Consider the following 20,076-nt stretch of genomic DNA (forward strand, 5'->3'; position numbering starts at 1 on the left):
GGACCCATTTTCTTTGTGTTGAGATTTATCCAATATCTTTCGCAAAGGCCAGAATATTCTCGAAAGCGATTTTGAAATACAGCTCGTAACTATTTTTCTCAACATAGCCAATATGAGGGGTGGCAATCACATTGGGCAGTGTGAGCAACGGTTCGTTGTGGACAGATGCCGGCTCAGTGTCAAACACATCAATCGCAGCCTGTTTCGTCGGAACTGCGCAAAGCTCATTGTATAGCGCCGATGGTTCCACCAGCTCCGCACGACTCACGTTCAGGAACAGGGAATCCGATTTCATGTGTTTTAAGTCGTCAGCGGTCACACATCCTCGGGTGGCATCATTGAGGCGTAAATGCAGTGAAACAATATCTACTGTGGAGAAGAATGCCTGTTTTGATTCGGCAGCTTCAAAGCCGTGCGCTTGAGCGAGCGTCCGCGACGATTCACTGCCCCAGACGACAACGGACATTTCAAATACTTTCGCGTATTGGGCGATTTTCTGGCCAATCTTGCCGTAGCCCCAAATCCCGAGTTTGAGTCCCTTTAGCGTGCGTCCTAAACCAAACTCACCGGCACTTTGCCATTGGTTGTTTCTGAGGTTTGCAGCATAAGTCGGGATATGACGACTGGCAGCCATCAACAAAGCCCAGCATAATTCAGCGGGGGCCACCGGTGAACCGCGTCCTTCTAACACGGTAACCCCGTATTTCTCGCACAATTGAACATCAATATGCTGGCTCACTTTGCCTGTCTGACTAATCACTTTGAGACGGGGAAGCTGAGCAAGCAGTGATTCAGTGATGGTCGTGCGCTCCCGGATTAACACGAGAGCTTCGGTGTCTTTGAGTCTGGCGATCAACTCTGGTTCGGTATAGGTTTCGGTGAAAACGGTGACGTCATGTGCTGCCAATAATTTGAAGCAATCCAAGGTGTTGACCACATTCTGATAGTCATCCAATACGGTTATTTTCACGCAACGCTCCTTGTTATTTACGTATCGACCGGTCGCTTGATTTGCCCTTTTACTGGGAGGCAATCACCAGCGTCCATCATTGATGAACATCGCGATACAGTCAACTGTAGTAGCAGCGCCTCGCATGATTAGCCCTGTTTGGACAATATGTCTTGTCTGTTTTTGAAAAAGGAATGAACAGATACACTATTGTATGAAAACTTGTTTAAAGAGGTTAAATATTTGAACCTCTGCTCACATTCTTTTACTCAGTTAATTAACGGTTATGCAATCAAGTGCAATTTATTATGATGTATCCATTGTACTTATTTTTGATGATGAGAGGCACGATGCCAGTCGCTCAAATAAAAAGTGATTTTTGCTCTATCAGCGGTTTTGTTCCAACATCGAGAACAGTTGATGCCATTAATGACATGAACGATGTGATTAACATGAGTTCATTATTAGAAAGAATCCTCATGTTTGTTCCCGCATTTCAGATATTTGCGGGGCGGAACACATACACAAGTGTGACGTTAGCTTCTACAGCGAAAATATAAAAGACTATGATTGGGTGATGTTTGCTCAAGCCCTTCAGCCAATGCGACATCGATACATGACTATTTACGGCAAAAAATGCTGACAAGTTATGACCATTTGAACGTGAAGATCGAACAATGTCGTCACAAAAGAGCAAAAGATGATATTAAATCGGCTTGGTTGTCTTCACTGTCTCGGGAAAAAAAAGTGATGGTCGTATCTATTTTGAGTGAAATGGCAAACGATCAATGTGTCGCAGAAGAGAAGGCTCGCTATAGCCAAGATTTACTGAACTATGTCGCAGAAACCGGAGATAAAACAAGATTAGATGAGTGGTTAAAAATTCAGAAAACATATCGGCCGCAAGCATTGGAATCGGAGTTTCAGCAACTGGATATGCAGCAGATCGAAACATTATCGGCGCAACCCCCGTTTAATGCGCCATTTAATCCGCTGCAACTGATGAGCGTGTATCAGTGAGTCGTGGTACTTAACCTCTAACTTTAACCGTCGATCCGGTCAGTGAGGGCACAACATCAATCCGCAATGCCATTTGCTCTTTCAGATCTGCCACATGGGAGATGATACCGATCATCCGCCCGGTTTGTTGGAGATCAACCAGTGTCTGAATTGCCAGATCGAGCGACTCCGGATCCAAGCTTCCGAAACCTTCATCAATAAATAAGGTCTCCAGCCGGATCCCGCCACTGTATGACTGAACCACATCGGATAATCCCAAGGCGAGCGCCAGAGCTGCCATAAACGATTCACCACCGGACAGCGTTGCCACATCGCGGGTTTTACCGGTGTAGCCATCTTCCACCACCAGATCAAGACCACGACCGGCGATGCCTTTGAATCCTTCGGTTTTCCGCACCAGCGTATAACGCCCTTTGCTCATTAAACTCAGCCGTTGAGAAGCCTGAATCAGAACGTCATCGAGTAAAACTCCTAATACGAAGCGGTGCAGGCTGATCCGGCTGCCGGTTTTACCGCTGGCGACATCATAGAGGGTGCCGTAAACCTGATACTCTTTCTCCAGTCTGGCGTTTTGCGTGTGGAGCCGGACAATATCTGTGCGGACTTTTTCCAAGCGTTCGAACGTTGAGTAGATTGTATCCAGCTGCTGGCGTGCATTGGTATAAGCCTGTTGGGCTTGAGTCTGGGTGGCATTCAAGGCTTCTAAATCCGGTCGTTGAACATCTTTCAAGGCGGTTGTTAAGTCGGCCAGTGTTTGCTCCAAGCGTGTTTGTGTTTGTTTGAATTCATCGAGTGCTTGTTGCCATTGCTGAATTTCTTGTTCGCTGCGTTGACTGGCGAGATAGTGTTGTTCGTCGCGGAAATGGCTGGCTGCCAGCGCTTGACGCCATTCGGCTTCTGCCGCTGTCAAGCGCGTTTGTGCCTGCTGGAGTAACTCCTGATTGGTGATGAGCTGACTGTTGAGGTTCGAACAAGCCAGTGTCGCTTGTTGTAGTTCAGTCTGTGCCGTGGTCAATGCTTGATTGAGAGTGTCGATCTGTTGCTGTGTTGTGGTGATTTCTTGATTAACTTTGGTGACGTTGTCACGATTTGGGTCAATTGATTCGCTGAGCTGACGTAGTTGCTCCTGACTGGCACTTAGCCGGGAATCATTGGCTACGATCTGTTGCTGAAGCTCGGTCAGTTTCCGTTCTCCGGTTTCACAACGTTGTTTGAGTGTTGTGACCGTTTGTGCCATTTGCTCCAGATTGAGGGTAGATAAATATTGCAGGCGGTCATGTCTGGCTTGTAAGTCTTGCTGTAACTGCGCTGGCTGAACGGAAGCTTGTTCGCCGAGTTGTGCGGTTAACTCATTCAAGCGCTGTTCGGTTTGAGCTATCAATGTCTGGTGCTGCTCGAGTTGAGCCGAGAGCTGATGATAGTGCTGCCATGCCTGCTGCTGTTCAGCGCGGGCTTGGCGGATGTGTGATTTAGTGACTTCGGTATCGGTCAAGACCGCAGGGGAAGGGTGCTCACAACTGCCGCAGACCGGGCATGCCTCGCCGGGTTGGAGTTTTTGCGCCAGAATGGCCGCCTGTGCACTGTGCCACTGCATTTCTAACCGGTCAGCCTGTTGTTGTGTTGCTTCAAACGCTTGTTTGGCCTGTTGGATGGCGGCAGTTTTTTGCGGTGTTTGTTCCATCGCCTGTTGCTGCTGTTTTCTGAGGCTTTCAAGTTGATGGAGATCTGTGGCTAAACGCTGCATGCGGGCAATATCAGCCTCAATCACCGGTTTTTCAGCCACCTCCTTCTGGGCATGCTCGAATGCTTGATGCGCCTGTTCGGCTTCACGGGTCAGGGTGTCTTTATGAGCAATATACTGCGTTTGTGTCTTCTCAAGAGACTGTTTTTGGGTGATATTTTCTGCAATCTTATCTTCAAGCGCCTGTTTTTCAGCCAGCTTGGTTTTGAGGGTTTCCAGCTGATAGACCGTTTTTGACAGCTCCGGGATCTGCTTGGCCTGCTCTGTGGCTGCATCAAGCACAGTCTGTTTGTGCTGTTGTTCGGTCAGCGCTGCATCGCGTGCTTTTTCCTGAGTGATTATTTTCTGCTGAAACTCATCTACCTGCTTAGCAGCATTGATCCAATTCACATAAGGCAGTTGAATTTTAGCCGCATGACGTGCCGTATCCAGTTGTTGCTGCTGTACTGCCATATGCGGACTTTGTTCGAGATGAGTGTTCAGTGCCGATTGCGCGTGACTGAAGCGGTCAAAATCCTGATTGAGCGCTTGCGCTTTTTGAATTTCGGATTTGATCTGATTGAGGGCAGACAAAGCGGTTTGTTCTTGATGACGGGCCGCTTCGAGCTGTTGGCCAAGCTCAGTTTGTTGTTCATTGAGTGCCTGTTCAGAGGTCACGCCGGCAACTTGCAAAGCACCGCGGATCTGGTTATCGAATTCGTTTTTAGCCTGACTGATATCACTGGCTTTATCTTTGAGCGCAAATTCGATTTTTTTATAAATGTCGGTTTGAAACAGTTGACCGAAAATGGCTTCCCGATCTTTAGAGCTTGCCAGCAACAGCTCGCGGAACTGACCTTGAGGCAAAACCATCACCTGACGAAACTGCGTTTCGTTGAGACCAATCAAAGTTGTCACTTCCGTTTTCACCTGCGTGGTTTTGGCGGTGATCAGTTTCTCTCCGTCGGTTATGTTGTACAGCGCTGCGCTATGTTTGCGAATGGTTGTCCCTTCGCCACGGCTTTTCGGAACGGGTTGCTCCGGGCTTCGGGCGACCCGGTAGACTTGATCGTGGAGGGTAAACGTCAGAGTGACTTCTGTCGGGGTATCGGCGCTGGCGAGATCACTACGCATTTGAGCGCCCTGACGTTCATTACCGGTAGTTTCGCCATACAGGGCAAAGCAGATTGCATCCAGAATCGATGTTTTACCGGAACCGGTCGGGCCATTGATCAGAAACAGCGGATGCCGCCCCAGACGGGTAAAATCAATCTGTTCGGTATTGGCAAACGGGCCAAAGGCCTGCATGGTCAGTTGTAATGGTGTCATGGGAGTCCCTTACTGCCGCGTCAGTTGGTTGATGATATCGCCGATGGCTTGTTCTTGTTCTGCCGATAAGGTGTCATCCTGTACTTCAGTAAAGAAATCACGGAACATATCGATTTCACTGCGGGCCAGTCTGGCCGGGGCCATGGTTTGTTCAACCCCAATCAACATGCCCGGTTTTTCCAGATGCAGCACATTGGGATAGACGGTGCGGAGTTTCTCCATCGGATTGAGAATGGCGTGTTTGTCCATCAGCCGTACCAGCAAATAGTCGTGATGCTGCGGATCGGTTTTGCCTTGTTCAAGAATGGTATTCAGTTCACCTTCAACAATGCGCATTTGATGCGGGGCGGTGAGTTCGATAGGCGTGGCGGAGACAAAACCATCTTGGTTCAATTCAACCAGCGTGATGCCTTTCTTATGGTGTTGCTCTCCGAAACTGTACTTCATCAGAGAGCCTGAGTAGCGAATGTGCGCCGCCCCTTTTTGTTGAGGCTGATGCAGATGACCGAGGGCGACATAATCAAAATCGAGAAAGTGCTCATGGCTGACCCGATCAGAGCCGCCGATAGACAGGGGCCTTTCGGATTCGGATTCAATCGCTCCGTCAACAAAACAGTGACTGATCAGCACCTGTTTCTGTGTGGCGTCGGTATGCTCGCGGATTTTTTGGGTCAGGAATTGATGGGCTTCATCATGGGTAGAAACTGCGGTTTGAAACGCTGCACGGACGGTTTCCGGATCACTGTAAGGCATCCCGTAGAAGGCGACTTCACCCGCCGATTCGCTCGACAAAATCACGGGTTCCAGCATCTGTGTGAAATCACTGATAATGTGCAATCCGGCATGTTTCATCTGTTCTGCACCAAAGCCAAGCCGCTCTGCTCCGTCATGATTGCCCGGAATGAGAATCATCGGGGTTTTGAGGGTGCCACAAATCTGATGAATGACCTGATTCAATAGCTCGATGGCGACCGTCGGTGGTACCGAACGATCATAGATATCTCCGGCAACAATGACTGCATCAACCGGGTTGTCTTCAATCAAAGCAACTAATTGGGTCAATACGGCACGCTGATCGGCAATCAGTGAGACGCTGTGAAACTGGCGACCAAGGTGCCAGTCAGAGGTATGGATAAATTTCATCAGTGTTAGTTTCTTGATTCGTCAGCAGAGTCGCATGGATAAAGTCCGGAAGTTCAAAGACTAGCGTATTCACGCTTGACTGCAAAGAGATGAGCGGGATTTATCGGTAATCCTTGACAGCAATACTCAGTGATACAACATCTGGCAAGCACGAATTTGTGATTGAACAATGTTGTTGCCAATAGACTAAAAGTTGCTGTCAATAGACTAAAAAGCCAATAGCTTTGTTATTTATATATCATTCATGTAAATGTAATTAATAGATGATAATTCGTGAATTGAATATATTCATTTTTATTGGATGAAATGAGCATGGGTTATATCAATCGGATATTAATGAACAAATTTTTATCATAAATGTTCACTTGTTGATTTTCAGTTCGGTGATATGATTTGCGAACTAAAATTGACATTCACATGACATTGGGAGTGTTAGTTTTTTAGGGCGTTTATCATATGTGTTGATAAACATTTTTATTTAGATATAAGAATATTTCTGAATCATAGGTATCACATTGGCTAATATAAATTGGAAACTGAACGTCGGATATCGGGCTTCGGTGAAATATGCATGGCTCATGATTTGTTTTTCTTTGCTCTCAATCGCCCACTCAGCAGTTGCGGCAATTCGTGCACAGGGAGACGGTAGTATTGAGCAAGCATCAGTCTTGGACCGTTCTGATCAATATTATGTGCGTATTGCTAAAGCAAATGCGCAAGGTTTATCGGTGAATTATTTTAAAGAGTTTAATGCGCAAGGAAAGCCGATTGTCTTGCTCAACTCATTAGTGATGAACCCGAAAATTGGTCATGCTCCGGCCCAGACGATCATGCTGGTCGTTGACCAAAATCAACAGGCAAATATTCAGGCGATTCGGGTTGAGGGACATGCCGCAGATGTCGTTTTAGTGTCTCCCGGCGGCATCCAGTGTCAAAGCTGTTCGATGAACAATACCGAACGGGCGACGTTTGCTACAGGGACTGCACAGATAGAAAATGGTGAGCTGACCGGCATTGATGTGAATGGCGGGACTGTCACAATTAACGGCGACGGTCTGACGGCAACCGATTTATCGTTGTTAGATATTGCTGCGGGTCGTGTACTGGTTGATGGTCCGTTACGTACCAATATGAAAGGAAGCCTTTCTACCCGTAATCATCAGCAAGTCAAAGAAATTGATGCCGGGGGGAATTTAGAAGTTTCCAATGGTGACGTACAAATTATTGTCGGGAAAAATCACTTCCGTTATACCGACCGTCGGTCTGATGCGCATTATCAACTGTTTAATCGTAAATCTTTTCAAAACGCATCAAATGCTTTAGAGATCACTGAAAAAGGCCGTATTTCTGTCGGCAATCTTCACCTTGAATCAACCTATGATTTAGGTTCGATTCTGGTCAAAGGGCTCATCAAAACCCAAGGAAACTGGACATATGTCGGCCGGTATAACGAACGCAGTATTATTCCGTTAGAGTCGGTATCGATTAAATCGAATGGCAATATTAATCTTTCTGAGCAGATTATTGCGACAAATAAAGTCGATGTGGAATCGACCCGAGCGATTCATATTGCTGCGCTGCCTGCGGGGAATAATTATCTGCTTGATAGTATTCAAGGCGCAGAAATCAAAGTGGTTGCCGTGGGGCAAATTAAAAACTTTGGCGCCATATCGGGTGAATCGGTTTATTTTACCGGCCAGAATATTATTAATGAAGGTGATATTGAAGCGACTCGTGATCTGTACCTCAATGGCCAAACAGGTGTGAATAACCAGTATGGCGGTATTATTCTGGGCGAGAATATTGAGTTAGTCTCTCAAGAGGATGTGATCAACGGTCAATATTATCCGTTCAAGCCGGCTGAAATATGTGCGATGCTGCGTGTGGTCAATAACGCGCCTTCCATTGAAGTCGGTGGTAAATTAGCTGTTCCGCCATTTACAGGATGTGGCAAAGTTGCCGCACAATCACTGAGTGCTTATATATTAGGGCAGAATATCAAGGTGGTTGCGCAAAACTTTATCAATGCGAACCCTTATGAAGTCTCCAGAAACAGCTATACCGATCCTGAACTCGATTTGGATTTAACGAAAAGTGAGCAGGTTGTGGCGTCTGCAGAGTCGATCATGGATATCCGAGTTCATGAGCGATTCTGGAATATGTCAGCGGTTGTCGAATCATGGACCGGTAATGTGATCTTACAAGCCCCGATCATCGACAACGAACGCTACCATATTTGGGCGGATACCTACGAGAAAGTGGTTGGCAATCCCAACGGAACCCACACCAATCAGCAGATCCAATATCTGAAAGTTTTATCACCACCAGCGAGACTGAATGTCGGTCAGGACCTGATTCTGAACAGTGACATGCTCAATAACGAACACAGTAGTGTTGAAGTCAAACGCGATGTGTCCGGGACGGTCAATAAAATCTGGATGGAAGGGCTTAAGCTGCGTGATATTTTCAAACAGACCACGGTGACAGAGCATTCAAAACGTTACTGTAGTAAGCGCGTTTTCGGCCACTGTATCAAACATAAGAGAAAACATTGGACGACGTCGAGTGTGGCACTGACGAAGAATAGTAAAACAGCTGAGTATCCATTTATTTTTCTTGTCGACGGGCATATTCATGAAGGGTTCGGCAGCGAATATAGCATGTTGCAGAATATCACCTTCGGCCCTGAAGCATCGGCTTATGATCCGAAGCCAATGACTCAACCGGTGCAACCCGGAAAACCTGGCAAATTCGTTCCGATTACGGCCAGCGATGTGACCTTCTTTGTGGAAAACCCAAATTATCAGGGAGATTAAGCATGGGCTCTCGTCGTGTATTCGTGAATATAAATGTAATTGAATGACTCAGAATCAGGTAAATCAAACTATGAAAAAAAATCAAATACCATCGTGGCAGCGCCTGACTTCTTCTACGCTGTTACCGATACTTTTTACCCATATGTCTTTTCCGGTTTATGCTTCGGTCCAACAACATATTGCACTGGATTCGATTACCAGCGCAGTGTCCAGCTCGGCTCGTTATGAACTGAAAGAACAAGTTCAGAATTATTTGTATGCGGGTGCGATTGAACAAAATGAACTGGCTATTTTTGACGGGTTCGGATTCTTCTTCGAGCAAATCAAAGCCAGCTATCCGGCCATGTTGTCGGCGTTTCATGGCAAGAATACGACCTTGAATGATATTCCGGCCCGGTTTGGTACACCTTATGTCGAACGGGGTGTCATCCGCCAGCAGATCACCCAGTTACTCAATAAAAGCTGGATTACCGCGCCCGGTTATTCCAGCTATAACGAACAGACCAAAAAATTGTATGAGAATGCGATCAGTTATGCGCAGTCACATACGAAAAAACTGGGGCAAGCCCTGACAGCCGATGAAATCACGCAGATCCCCGCCGATATGGTGTGGCCTGAAATCCGGGTGATCAATGGACGTAACTACATTGTGCCATTTGTTTATTTGACGCCAACCACCATTGCCAGCCAGAAGATCTCTGAATCAACACTGGCGGCTGGGTCTGCCAGCATCAAAACGGATACCTTTGTTGTCAATGATGCGGATGTGCGCTTTAAACATAATGCATTGTTGGATGTTACTCATGATTTCATTAATACCAAAGGCAGGATTTCTGGCGGAGAGCTGACCATCCGCACCGGTCGTGAATTGCAAAACTTATCCGGTACGATTACCGGTGATGATGTGTCACTGATTGCCAATAAATTGGTGAACGACACATTGGTGACGCGTTTTGACTATGGGCACGGCTATTCTGAACATTTTGACCAGATAGGTTCTATTGTGTCTCTGGGTGATTTGAATATTCGTACCGCTTCCGATGTGGTCAGTCATGGCGGGCAGTTCTCTGCGCAGGGTGATTTACGGATTCAGTCTCAAGGCAACATCATTCTTGTGCCACAAAGTGCGAAGAGTGAACGGGCAGAATCAGGCAGCCACTGGTCTGACAGCGAATCGTCACTGGTAAATTTACAAACCCATCTGTCGGCGATTGATACCTTATCCCTGATTTCTGGCGGTGAAGTGTATATCGAAGGCGGTGTTCTGGAAAGCCAAGGGCTGCTGGAAGTGCTGGCCGCGCATGGGATTACGCTGAAAAGTGCTGCGGACATGAAGACCTTTGACCGTCGTTTTGAAGCCGATAGCGGTGGCTTATTCGGCAGCAAGGAGAGTGAATCGGAGAGTAAGACTGAGTCTACAATCGTTAAAACCCTGCTCAAGGCAGGCCAAAGTATGGTTCTGCATACCATTCAGGGCGATGTGTCGTTAGAAGCGGTTACCGTTGATAGTCAGGGACTGGCTAAAATCATTTCTGATTACGGGGCTGTGGATTTTAAACTGGCTAAACTGCTGGAAAATTATAGCTATGCGAAATCTTATGACGGGGCATTAGCGTTCCGCCATCAAGGCCATGGCTATCAGCGGGAAGTGGCTTACTATTCTGAGTTCGTCAACTCTGGCGGCATCATGCTCAATGCATACAGTGGGGTGCGCATTCAGTATGCCGGTGATAAGCATAATCTGGACACAACACTGGCAACACTGGCACAAACGCCTGAATTGTCGTGGATGCTGAATGTACGTAATGATCCGTCGATCAACATTGACTGGCAGCAAGTCCAGTTGGTGATGGAAGACTGGGATTATGACCAGTCTGGCCTGACACCGGCAGCGATGACGATTATTGCGGTGGCAATGGCGGTTGCGACCAGTGGTGCCGGTATGGCGGTGATTGGTGGCGAAGGGCCGCTGTATACTGCAATTAATGTCGGCTTCAAATCTTTGGTTTCACAGGCAACCAGTAGCCTGATGTCAAATAAATTTGATATCAAAGCCACACTGAAATCATTGTCGTCTAAACAATCGTTAATTTCATTAGCGACAGCGATGGTGACGGCTGGGGTTCTGAAAAGCGTTGATACCCATCTGTTTGCTGAAGGCACTGATGCTGCCAATGCAATCAAAGATGCAACCACCATTGATATTGCCAGTAACAGTATCGAAGCCCAAATCATTCGTTCGGTGGTGAATTCAACGGTGAGTATCGGGATTAATACCGTGGTTCAAGGCGGAGATCTCGGTGATTTCGGCGATGCATTTTCGACCAGCTTCGCGTCTTCGATGGTATCTATTATCGGTAGCTCTTTGTCTGAGAAAATCAGTGATGCTGCGGGTCATAAAGGGGTGACTGAGACCAACCCGAGCGGGACACCGCAGATCGGTGAAGCGGCCAAGTATATTGCTTATGCATCGTTAGGATGCGGCATCGGTTCGCTCACTTCTTCGATTGGTGGCGAAAAAATATCTGGTATTGCGATGGGATGTGCGTCGGGTGCGACAGGGAGTGTCATCGGTGAATATGTGACTGATCAATACGGTGACGTGATTCTAAAAGGGGAACGCAAAGTAGAAGGATGGACCAAAGACCTTTTAGGGAGTGGGCTGCTTTGTCCGAAACGGATCAAAAAACTGGTGAAAACCTTACGTCAACAAGCGATCAATGTGCCTCGTTATGCGGCTTCAGTGGCAGTATATGCTTTTGGTGATAAAGGAATTAGTGCCAGTAATGCGGATAATGTGGTGAAACAGAATGCGTTATATCTGCTGAAGTTCGCGTTTGATGAAGATAAAGCGACTGACGATAGTAGCAGTAGTGATGGTGATGACGAGTCTTGTATTATCTAGGGACAACGACTGTGATTTGGTGAGGTTAGGTCCTCCGAATCTTTGACAGTCACATCATATCAACACAGCCGGGATTCACCTCCCGGCTTTTTTATGGTGATGTCCGGCTGTGATTTGATGATGGCATCATGGTCGGCTTTTCTGTTGTTGAATATGCACCTGTGTGCGCCTTGAGACACAATTCAGGAAAACTCATACTTTTCTAATGCTTGCAGGGGATAGATTGCGCTTAGCAACTGGGCTTAGTCATTGCGCCAGTACCACTGACGGTTCGCTGTAACCTCTGGCATTTACGTGGAATGGATGATCATCACGAAGAGGGGTCAGCATGTCATGCTGACCCCTCTTTCTGCTTTCTGTTTTCTTTCGGTCAAATGTCCGAAGCCAGAATATGGCTTATTCTACCGTGACATCACAAATCATGTTCCATGCTTGCGGCAGCACTTTTTTACCTGCGCAGACCTCAATGGTATGGCGTGATTCAATTTCTTGTGAAGAACGGCCAATCATCAGCTCAAATTCACCGCCTTCGACAACCCGTTGATTGGAAGCGTCGGTGAAATTCAGCATATCAACCGGCAGATGGAAGGTGACGGTTTTCTGCTCTCCGGCTTTCAGAAAAACCTTTTTAAAGCCTTTCAGTTCCTTCACCGGACGAACCACGGAACAGACTTTATCCCGCACGTATAACTGCACCACTTCTGCACCATCCCGTTCTCCGCTGTTGGTAATCATGACCGAAAGCGTAACTGACTCATCAAACTCATATTCGGTTTTGGCAAGCATCGCGTGGCTGTAGTCGAAGTGGGTGTAACTGAGACCAAAGCCGAAGTTGAACTGAGAACCGAAGTGGAATGCAATCGGAGTCCCTGAACTTTTCAGTTTATGGTTGTAGAAGTAGGGCACGGCACCGATATTTTTCGGGATTGAAACGGTCAGACGACCACTTGGATTGATCTCTCCGACCAGCATATCGGCGATGGCGTCTGCGCCGCCTTGGCCCGGCTCCCAACCATATATAATCGCAGCGGCTTCATCTTCGGCTCGGCCAAGATGATAGGGGCGTCCCCCGGTCACAAGGACCACCACTGGTTTTCCGCGATCTAGTGCCGCATCAAGCAGTTGTTGCTGAACCCCCGGCAGATTGAGCGAATCCGCATCTGAGCCTTCACCGGTAGTACCGGTCTGGAATAACCCGGCTAAATCGCCGACGCACACGACCGCAACGTCAGCGTCATCAATGATCGACACGGATGATGCGATCGCGGATGTATCCACACTGACGGGGGAGACTTTGTCTTGCGTGATCGCCATATCAACATCCCCGGGAAAGACCGGCGCACCGCTTTCACGTTTGGTGAGAATATCACAGCCTTTTTGATAGCCAACCAGAGTCACACGCTCCGCCAAGGCTTCTTTAATCGATTTGGCGACGCGCTCGGTGGCACTCACACCGGCAAAAATAAGATGGACGGGGAAGCTGTAACCGGAAAGCAGCGCCAAGGGATCATCAGCCGTTGGCCCAATGAGCGCCACTTTGCTCTGTGGCGGCAGTGGCAGATGCCCATCGTTTTTCAACAGCACAATTGACTCAGCTGCAGCCTGATAAGCCAGTTTTTCACTCGCTTCATTATGTAAGGCTTCCGTCGGAACCGGCGTATAAGGATTCTCAAATAAGCCGAGTTCAAATTTGAAGGACAAAATCCGGCCAACGATTTCGTTAATTTTTTCTTCAGTAATCAAACTGCGTTCGATCGCTTGGGTGAGGTAAATGGCACAGGTATCGTCCGGTAATTCAATATCAAGCCCTGCATTAAATGACTGTGCGGCGGCATCTACACGATCTACTGCTGTGGCATGATGTTCGCTCAGCAGCTCAACACCGCCGTAGTCAGCGACGATTAAACCATCGAAGCCCCATTGGTGACGCAAAATTTCTGTCAGCAAGTAGGTCGAGCTATGACAAGGTTCACCGTCAATATCATGATACGCAGGCATGACCGAACCGGCGTTCCCAAGTTTGACTGCCATTTCAAACGGTAACAGGAAGGTATCATTGAGCGTTTTAAAACCCACATTGACGGGGGCGTGGTTACGGGCACCTTCACTGGCTGAATGGCCGACATAGTGTTTCAGTGTGGCAATAAAATCGCGGTCTTGACCTTGTAGTCCTTTGACGTAACTGGTCGCCATCACTCCGACGAGATAAGGGTCTTCAGCTAATGTTTCTTCGGTACGCCCCCAGCGCACATCGCGAGAGACATCTAACACCGGGGATAATCCTTGTTTCGCACCGACAGCTCTTGCCTGACGACTGATATCTTGCGCAACTTGTTCGATTAATTCCGGATTCCACGTATGACCATAATTGATTGACGCGGGATATAAGGTTGCGTCTTTTGTCATCAGACCAACCAGACACTCTTCATGAGCAATTGCGGGGATCCCTAACCGGGTTTCTTCGACCAGAAATTTTTGTAACTGATTGAGTGCCTTGACGCCAGATACGACATCGACAATATGTGTGCCGAGAGGGCGGGTGATCTGGCCCAGCCCATGCATGAGCTTTTCTTTGACAGAACGCGAAACCACCTGATTTGAGAACTCCAGTTCACGTTCCTGATGTTCTCCCTGTTCGTCGAGTATCAGCCATTGCGCGCCTAACTGCGCGATTTTTTCTTCGATTGTCATCTGTGACAGCAGGTCATGAACACGCTCAGCTGTTGTGTAGTTCGCATCTTTGTAAATTGACATAAACAAATCCCTATCATTGAAAGCGTCATTGAAGATTCTGTCCATTTTGACTGAGTCTTGCAAAGCTGCATTTATTCAAATTCACGATCTGCTTATGTTATTTGATAAATGTGATTCAAATACAAAAAAATTGCGGCGACACGAAACATTGTTTGAGATAAGTCACTGTTACCAAATCATCATCCAAGCGATACGGCGGGGGAATTATATTTTAATGCTTTTTTAAAATTATATTTTCGTCAATTCATTGCGCGGATCATCCGGCGTGATTTTTTATTTTTATCATCCAGCCAATCTCTTTATTTTAGAATGAATAAAACAATAAAGTTTTTTGACATGTCGGTTTATCAATGAAAATGACAGGATGATTAGTTACATGTTTATCTGCGGTTAATTGATAGAATTGGTTTATTTTTGTGATTATTTTGCGGAGATATTCATTGGATAAATGTCAAAATTTGACCCGATACGCAAATAAGTGAATATCCATATTGCTATGCTTGCTAGCGTTTTAAGGGTTGTGATGTTTATGTCTGTCTTAATTTGATGACGATAGCTCGATTGAGGATAACGATGAATATGAAATTAAATACGGCATTAAGCCTAATCGGCTGCGCTTTATTTTCACACTCAGCAATGAGTGCCGACTGGCAGCTTGTCTGGCAGGATGAATTTACCAATGGCATTGGCCCTGATTGGGTATTTGAGACCGGCAATGGGAGTAATGGCTGGGGCAATCAGGAGTTGCAATATTATCAGCGGCAAAATGCCACGGTTGAACAAGGGAATTTGGTGATTACTGCCAAACGTGAAAATGTGAATGGGTTTCGGTATACATCATCACGGATGAAAACGCAGGGATTGGCGTCCTTCCGTTATGGTCGTGTCGAAGCTCGGATCCGTTTACCGAATGGGAGTGGTCTGTGGCCAGCATTCTGGATGCTCGGCAGCAATATTGACAGTGTCGGTTGGCCGCGTTGTGGTGAACTCGATATCATGGAGCATATTAATACCGAAAGCCAAATCTACGGGACAGCACACTGGGAAGAGAATGGCCATGCCAGTTACTCCAGCCCCAGCTACAACCTCGACGTGAGCAAATACCATAATTACGCCATTGAGTGGGATGAGAATGAAATCCGCTGGTATGTCGATGGCAACATGTATCACGTGATGAGCATTGCCAATAATGCCGGAGGAACCTCGGAATTACATAACGATTTCTTCTTATTGCTGAATATGGCTGTGGGTGGTCAGTGGCCCGGATTCAATATTGATGAAAGTAAACTCCCTGCGAAAATGTACGTTGATTATGTCCGGGTTTACCGTGATGCGGATCGTCCCTCTGACGGGCCATCAAATCATTTCTCCAAACAAATTGAAGCCGAAGATTATTCCAGCATGAAAGGTGTCGGCACCGGACCCAGTAACGACGTCGGCGGTGGTGATAGTGTTGGCTGGATCGATACCGGTGACTGGATGTCCTACAGCAATATCAATATTCCGGCTTCCGGGGACTATCGGGTTGAATACCGGGTGTCGAGTTTAAACGGTGGTGGTCGTTTGTCGCTGGATCATAGTGCGGGAGCAACGGTATTAGGCTATCTGGATGTCGGTGCAACCGGAGGTTGGGACAAATGGACAACGTTATCTCATACGGTGCACATCGATGCCGGAACTTACAACTTTGGCATTTACGCGCAACAGGGTGGTTTTAACCTGAACTGGTGGCGGATCAGCAAGCTATAACGATAACGCTTGGCGCATCAGTTACAAATCCCCATACATATTATCCATGTATGGGGATTTTATCGTATCAGGGGGCAGTATAGATGCGTGGTATTAAATGGTCGGCGGATGCTTCTCAATCCAATGACGGGCAATGGTTTCCCGTTTGGTGATCCAGACATGGTCGTGTGACTGGACATAATCAAGGAACTTCTTCAGCGCCATAAATCGGCTTGGTTTGCCCAGAATCCGACAATGCATGCCAATCGACATCATTTTGGGGCGGTCTTGACCTTCAGCATATAAACAGTCGAAATGATCTTTCAGATACTGGAAAAATTCTTCCCCATGACTGAAACCATACGGCGACGCAAAGCGCATATCATTGGTATCCAGTGTGTATGGAATGACCAGATGAGGTTGGGGCTGACCGTCAACACGAGTCCAGAATGGCAGATCATCACCATAATAATCAGAGTCATAGAGTAAACCATCCTGCTCTGCCACTAACTGGCGGGTATTCGGGGAGTCCCGTCCGGTGTACCAGCCAACCGGACGTTTACCGGTCAGGTTTTCAATGATATCCAATGCTGCCTGCATGTGCTGACGTTCTTGTTCGATCGGCATATCTTGATAATGAATCCATTTCAGACCATGACAGACGATTTCATGATCTGCCTCGATCATTGCCTGAGTCACTTCCGGGTTGCGTTGGAGGGCCGTTGCAATGCCAAAAATCGTCAATGGTAGCCCGCGTTGCCGAAACTCATTCAGAATCCGCCACACGCCGACCCGAGAGCCATATTCATAGAGGGATTCCATACTCATGTGGCGTTGTGGATAAGGCTCCGCCCCAAATATTTCAGAGAGAAATGTCTCGGCATGGTCGTCCCCGTGCAGGACGCAGTTTTCCCCGCCTTCTTCATAATTCAAGACAAACTGTAGCGCGATGCGCGCTTGTCCCGGCCATTGGGCATGCGGCACTGTGCGGCCATAACCGATATAATCGCGGGGATTGTTTTCTTCCATGTATTATTTCCTTCCTTTGTCACTATTATTTTTCGATTCCGGCAAAAATCTGCTGGAAATCAATGACGGTATGTTGATCCTGTTCGAGCTTCAAAGAGTCTCGGATATGATGAAGATGATGTGTCATCCATTGTTGAGCCGCTTGCGTCTCTTGTTGATTGAGCAGCGTAATCAGTTCGGCATGATCGCCACAGTCACAACTGACGCTGTGATGCGATCCGAACGCGGCGATGACCAGTGAAGAGCGGTAACAGAGTTGTTCAATAAAATCTGCCAGCACTGAATTACCTGCCAGTTTCGCCAGTTCATAATGAAAACGGGCCGTCAGCTGAATCGAATCCGAAAGGTGCCCATGCTGTTCGGCTTCTTTCTCTTCATGGATCATCTGGGTGAACCGCTCAGACTGTTGTGCATCCCAACGACGTTGTAGTTCGGGAATCAACAAGGGTTCGAGCAGGATGCGGCTACTGAGCACTTCTTCTGCTTCCTGACGGGTAGGGCGGTTCACATGCGCCCCTTTATTGGGTTCTATCACTACAAATCTTTCCAACGCTAAACGTTGCAGGACTTTACGGATACCGGTCCGGCTGACACCAAAGGCTTCAGAGAGCCGATCTTCCGGCAGGCGCACGCCCGGGGCAAGTTGATGCTCGACAATGGCTTTGAGCATTTTCTGATAAATTTTCTCATCATTCGACATCGCGATTTCTCGTTATATGATTTAGATTCTTTGATCGATGCATTTTGTATACAGTTTATGTTGGTAAGCTGTATACAGGCAATATATATACCACGGAAACGCGGAACGGTTCAGGATGTTTCGCTTTCATGAACACCGGGCATTGATTCCCGGGATGACTCATCGCCATTCCCACACTTGTGCACCATGAGGTTGCAAAATTGCATAAAATCAGTGCAATTGAGGTGCATCATTGTGCCACAAATCCATTCATCATGCGGTTTAACCATGCTATTTCAGATTGGCACGTAAATTGTATTTATCATTGTATACAATCTTGACATGGAGAGTCGATGATGAAAACAACACAACTACCTATCAGCCCACGGCTGAGTAATTCAGACCTGGCCCCGGATACGGAACAAAAATGGGGATGGTACAGTATTTTTGCTTTTTGGATGTCTGATGTTCACAGTGTCGGCGGCTACGTTTTCGCTGCGAGCCTGTTCGCCCTCGGACTAAACGGCATTCAGGTGTTTATCAGTTTGTTGGCGGGTATATCCATCGTGATGGTTTTTGCCAATCTGATGGGCAAACCGGGTCAGCAATCCGGTGCGCCGTTTCCGGTCGTGGCCCGAATGTCATTTGGCGTGTTCGGTGCCAACATTCCTGCGGTGATTCGTGGGTTAATCGCAGTGGTCTGGTACGGGATTCAAACCTTTTTGGCTTCAAGTTCATTTATTATCTTGTTGCTCTACTTCTTTCCGCAGTTAAGCCGTTTGGCGGACGACAGTTTCCTCGGATTATCCTATCTCGGCTGGATTGGATTCAGTGCGATGTGGTTGATGCAGGCGATTGTCTTTATGTTCGGCATGAACATGATTCGCAAAGTGATCGATTGGTCGGGACCTGCGATTTATGTCGCGATGTTTGCGTTGTGCCTGTACATGATTGACCGCGCCGGATGGGACAACATTCATTTCAATCTGAGCACCCATAATCTCGAAGGATGGGACGCGATCACGCAGATGGTGATTGCCATTGCGTTGGTTGCCGGTTATTTCGCCGGCCCGACCCTCAACTTCAGCGATTTCTCACGTTACTGCGGTAGTTATCAAAAGCTGAAACTCGGCAACTGGCTGGGCCTGCCGCTGAACTTCATTCTGTTCTCACTATTCAGCGTGGTTATTGTTTCCGCATCGATTCCGGTTTTTGGTGAGATGATCACCGATCCGGTTGAAACCGTTAAACGACTCGATTCGGGGCTGATTACTGTGTTGGGTGCGCTGACATTCATTTTTGCCACGGTTGGGATCAATATCGTTGCGAACTTTGTTGCGCCGGCATTTGATTTCTCGAATGTGTCACCACAGAAAATCAGTTTCAAATTCGGTGGCTTCATCGCTGCATTTGGTTCGGTTCTGCTGACGCCGTGGAATCTATTCAACAACCCGGAAGTGATTCACTATACGGTGGATATTCTGGCTGCGATGATCGGTCCGCTATATGGCATTATTCTGGTGGATTATTTTCTGATTAAGAAAGGCCAGATTGATGTTCCGTCGCTCTATACCGAATCGCCGCAAGGGCAATACTGGTATGACAATGGGGTGAACAGAAAGAGCATTTATGCGCTGGCGATTGCAGGTTTCGTGGCAGTTTGCGCCACATTCTGGGTCACCGAGCTGGCCAACTATGCGCTGTTTATCGGTGGTGGGGTTGCCGCCTCGACCTATCGCTTCCTGATGGAGTCGGAACGTGTGCGTGTCGGCGGTTTAAAGCTGGCTAAGCAGAAATCGTAATACATATTTTGGAATGCGTATTGTGGAGCACGTGTTGCAGAACGCGTGTTTCGGAATAGAGAATATAGTAAAGACATCATGCCTCGGTTCGTCGTTGGTTGATCAACGGCGAACCGACTGCCGTTAATGCAAAAGCTAAAACAGCAATTCTTAGAACTTTCTGATGCTTTGCCGCTTGGAAATCCTTCCCCCTAATATCTCT

General features: G+C 47.3%; 11 protein-coding genes. 5 read left to right on the forward strand and 6 right to left on the reverse strand.

Annotation, left to right across the window (positions count from 1 at the left end):
* Positions 1-25: 25 nt before the first annotated feature.
* Complete coding sequence (locus tag OCV37_RS16510; RefSeq protein WP_038184130.1) at positions 26-970, reverse strand: D-2-hydroxyacid dehydrogenase family protein; 945 nt, start codon at positions 968-970, stop codon at positions 26-28.
* A gap of 615 nt (positions 971-1,585) precedes the next feature.
* Here OCV37_RS16510 and OCV37_RS16515 point away from each other — a divergent pair.
* Complete coding sequence (locus OCV37_RS16515; protein ID WP_038184127.1) at positions 1,586-1,969, forward strand: hypothetical protein; 384 nt, start codon at positions 1,586-1,588, stop codon at positions 1,967-1,969.
* A 10-nt stretch (positions 1,970-1,979) separates the two neighbouring features.
* Here the strand turns inward: OCV37_RS16515 and OCV37_RS16520 are convergent, their stop codons facing one another.
* On the reverse strand, positions 1,980-5,018 hold the full coding sequence (locus OCV37_RS16520; protein WP_038184124.1) for an AAA family ATPase: 3,039 nt from the start codon (positions 5,016-5,018) through the stop codon (positions 1,980-1,982).
* 9 nt (positions 5,019-5,027) lie between these two features.
* Positions 5,028-6,161 (reverse strand): exonuclease SbcCD subunit D, encoded by a 1,134-nt coding sequence (locus OCV37_RS16525; RefSeq protein ID WP_038184121.1) that lies wholly within the window; start codon positions 6,159-6,161, stop codon positions 5,028-5,030.
* Between the two features lie 515 nt (positions 6,162-6,676).
* On the opposite strand from OCV37_RS16525, the gene OCV37_RS16530 reads away from it, so the two are divergent.
* Both OCV37_RS16530 and OCV37_RS16535 read left to right on the forward strand, forming a co-directional pair.
* Positions 6,677-8,977 carry a two-partner secretion domain-containing protein gene (locus tag OCV37_RS16530; RefSeq protein ID WP_157635056.1) on the forward strand — a complete coding sequence of 767 codons (2,301 nt, stop codon included), beginning with the start codon at positions 6,677-6,679 and terminating at the stop codon, positions 8,975-8,977.
* Positions 8,978-9,047: 70 nt separating this feature from the next.
* Positions 9,048-11,882, forward strand: coding sequence for a DUF637 domain-containing protein (locus OCV37_RS16535; RefSeq protein ID WP_038184116.1), 2,835 nt, complete (start codon positions 9,048-9,050; stop codon positions 11,880-11,882).
* A gap of 396 nt (positions 11,883-12,278) precedes the next feature.
* Here the strand turns inward: OCV37_RS16535 and OCV37_RS16540 are convergent, their stop codons facing one another.
* Complete coding sequence (locus OCV37_RS16540; protein ID WP_038184113.1) at positions 12,279-14,636, reverse strand: glycoside hydrolase family 3 N-terminal domain-containing protein; 2,358 nt, start codon at positions 14,634-14,636, stop codon at positions 12,279-12,281.
* 573 nt (positions 14,637-15,209) lie between these two features.
* Between OCV37_RS16540 and OCV37_RS16545 the strand changes: the two genes are divergently transcribed.
* The gene (locus OCV37_RS16545; protein WP_084717509.1) at positions 15,210-16,385 is read left to right on the forward strand and encodes a carbohydrate-binding protein; all 1,176 of its coding nucleotides are present in this window, start codon (positions 15,210-15,212) and stop codon (positions 16,383-16,385) included.
* A gap of 93 nt (positions 16,386-16,478) precedes the next feature.
* On the opposite strand, the gene puuE is transcribed toward OCV37_RS16545, so the two are convergent.
* Together puuE and OCV37_RS16555 are read right to left on the reverse strand one after the other, a co-directional pair.
* The gene (puuE, locus tag OCV37_RS16550) at positions 16,479-17,393 is read right to left on the reverse strand and encodes an allantoinase PuuE (protein ID WP_038184110.1); all 915 of its coding nucleotides are present in this window, start codon (positions 17,391-17,393) and stop codon (positions 16,479-16,481) included.
* A gap of 25 nt (positions 17,394-17,418) precedes the next feature.
* Positions 17,419-18,093, reverse strand: a complete 675-nt coding sequence (locus OCV37_RS16555) for a GntR family transcriptional regulator (protein WP_038184107.1) — start codon at positions 18,091-18,093, stop codon at positions 17,419-17,421.
* A gap of 332 nt (positions 18,094-18,425) precedes the next feature.
* Here OCV37_RS16555 and OCV37_RS16560 point away from each other — a divergent pair, with 332 nt between their 5' ends.
* Positions 18,426-19,874 (forward strand): NCS1 family nucleobase:cation symporter-1, encoded by a 1,449-nt coding sequence (locus tag OCV37_RS16560; protein WP_261888163.1) that lies wholly within the window; start codon positions 18,426-18,428, stop codon positions 19,872-19,874.
* Positions 19,875-20,076: the final 202 nt, after the last annotated feature.

Source organism: Vibrio rhizosphaerae, from assembly GCF_024347095.1.
Classification (GTDB): Bacteria; Pseudomonadota; Gammaproteobacteria; order Enterobacterales; family Vibrionaceae; genus Vibrio; species Vibrio rhizosphaerae.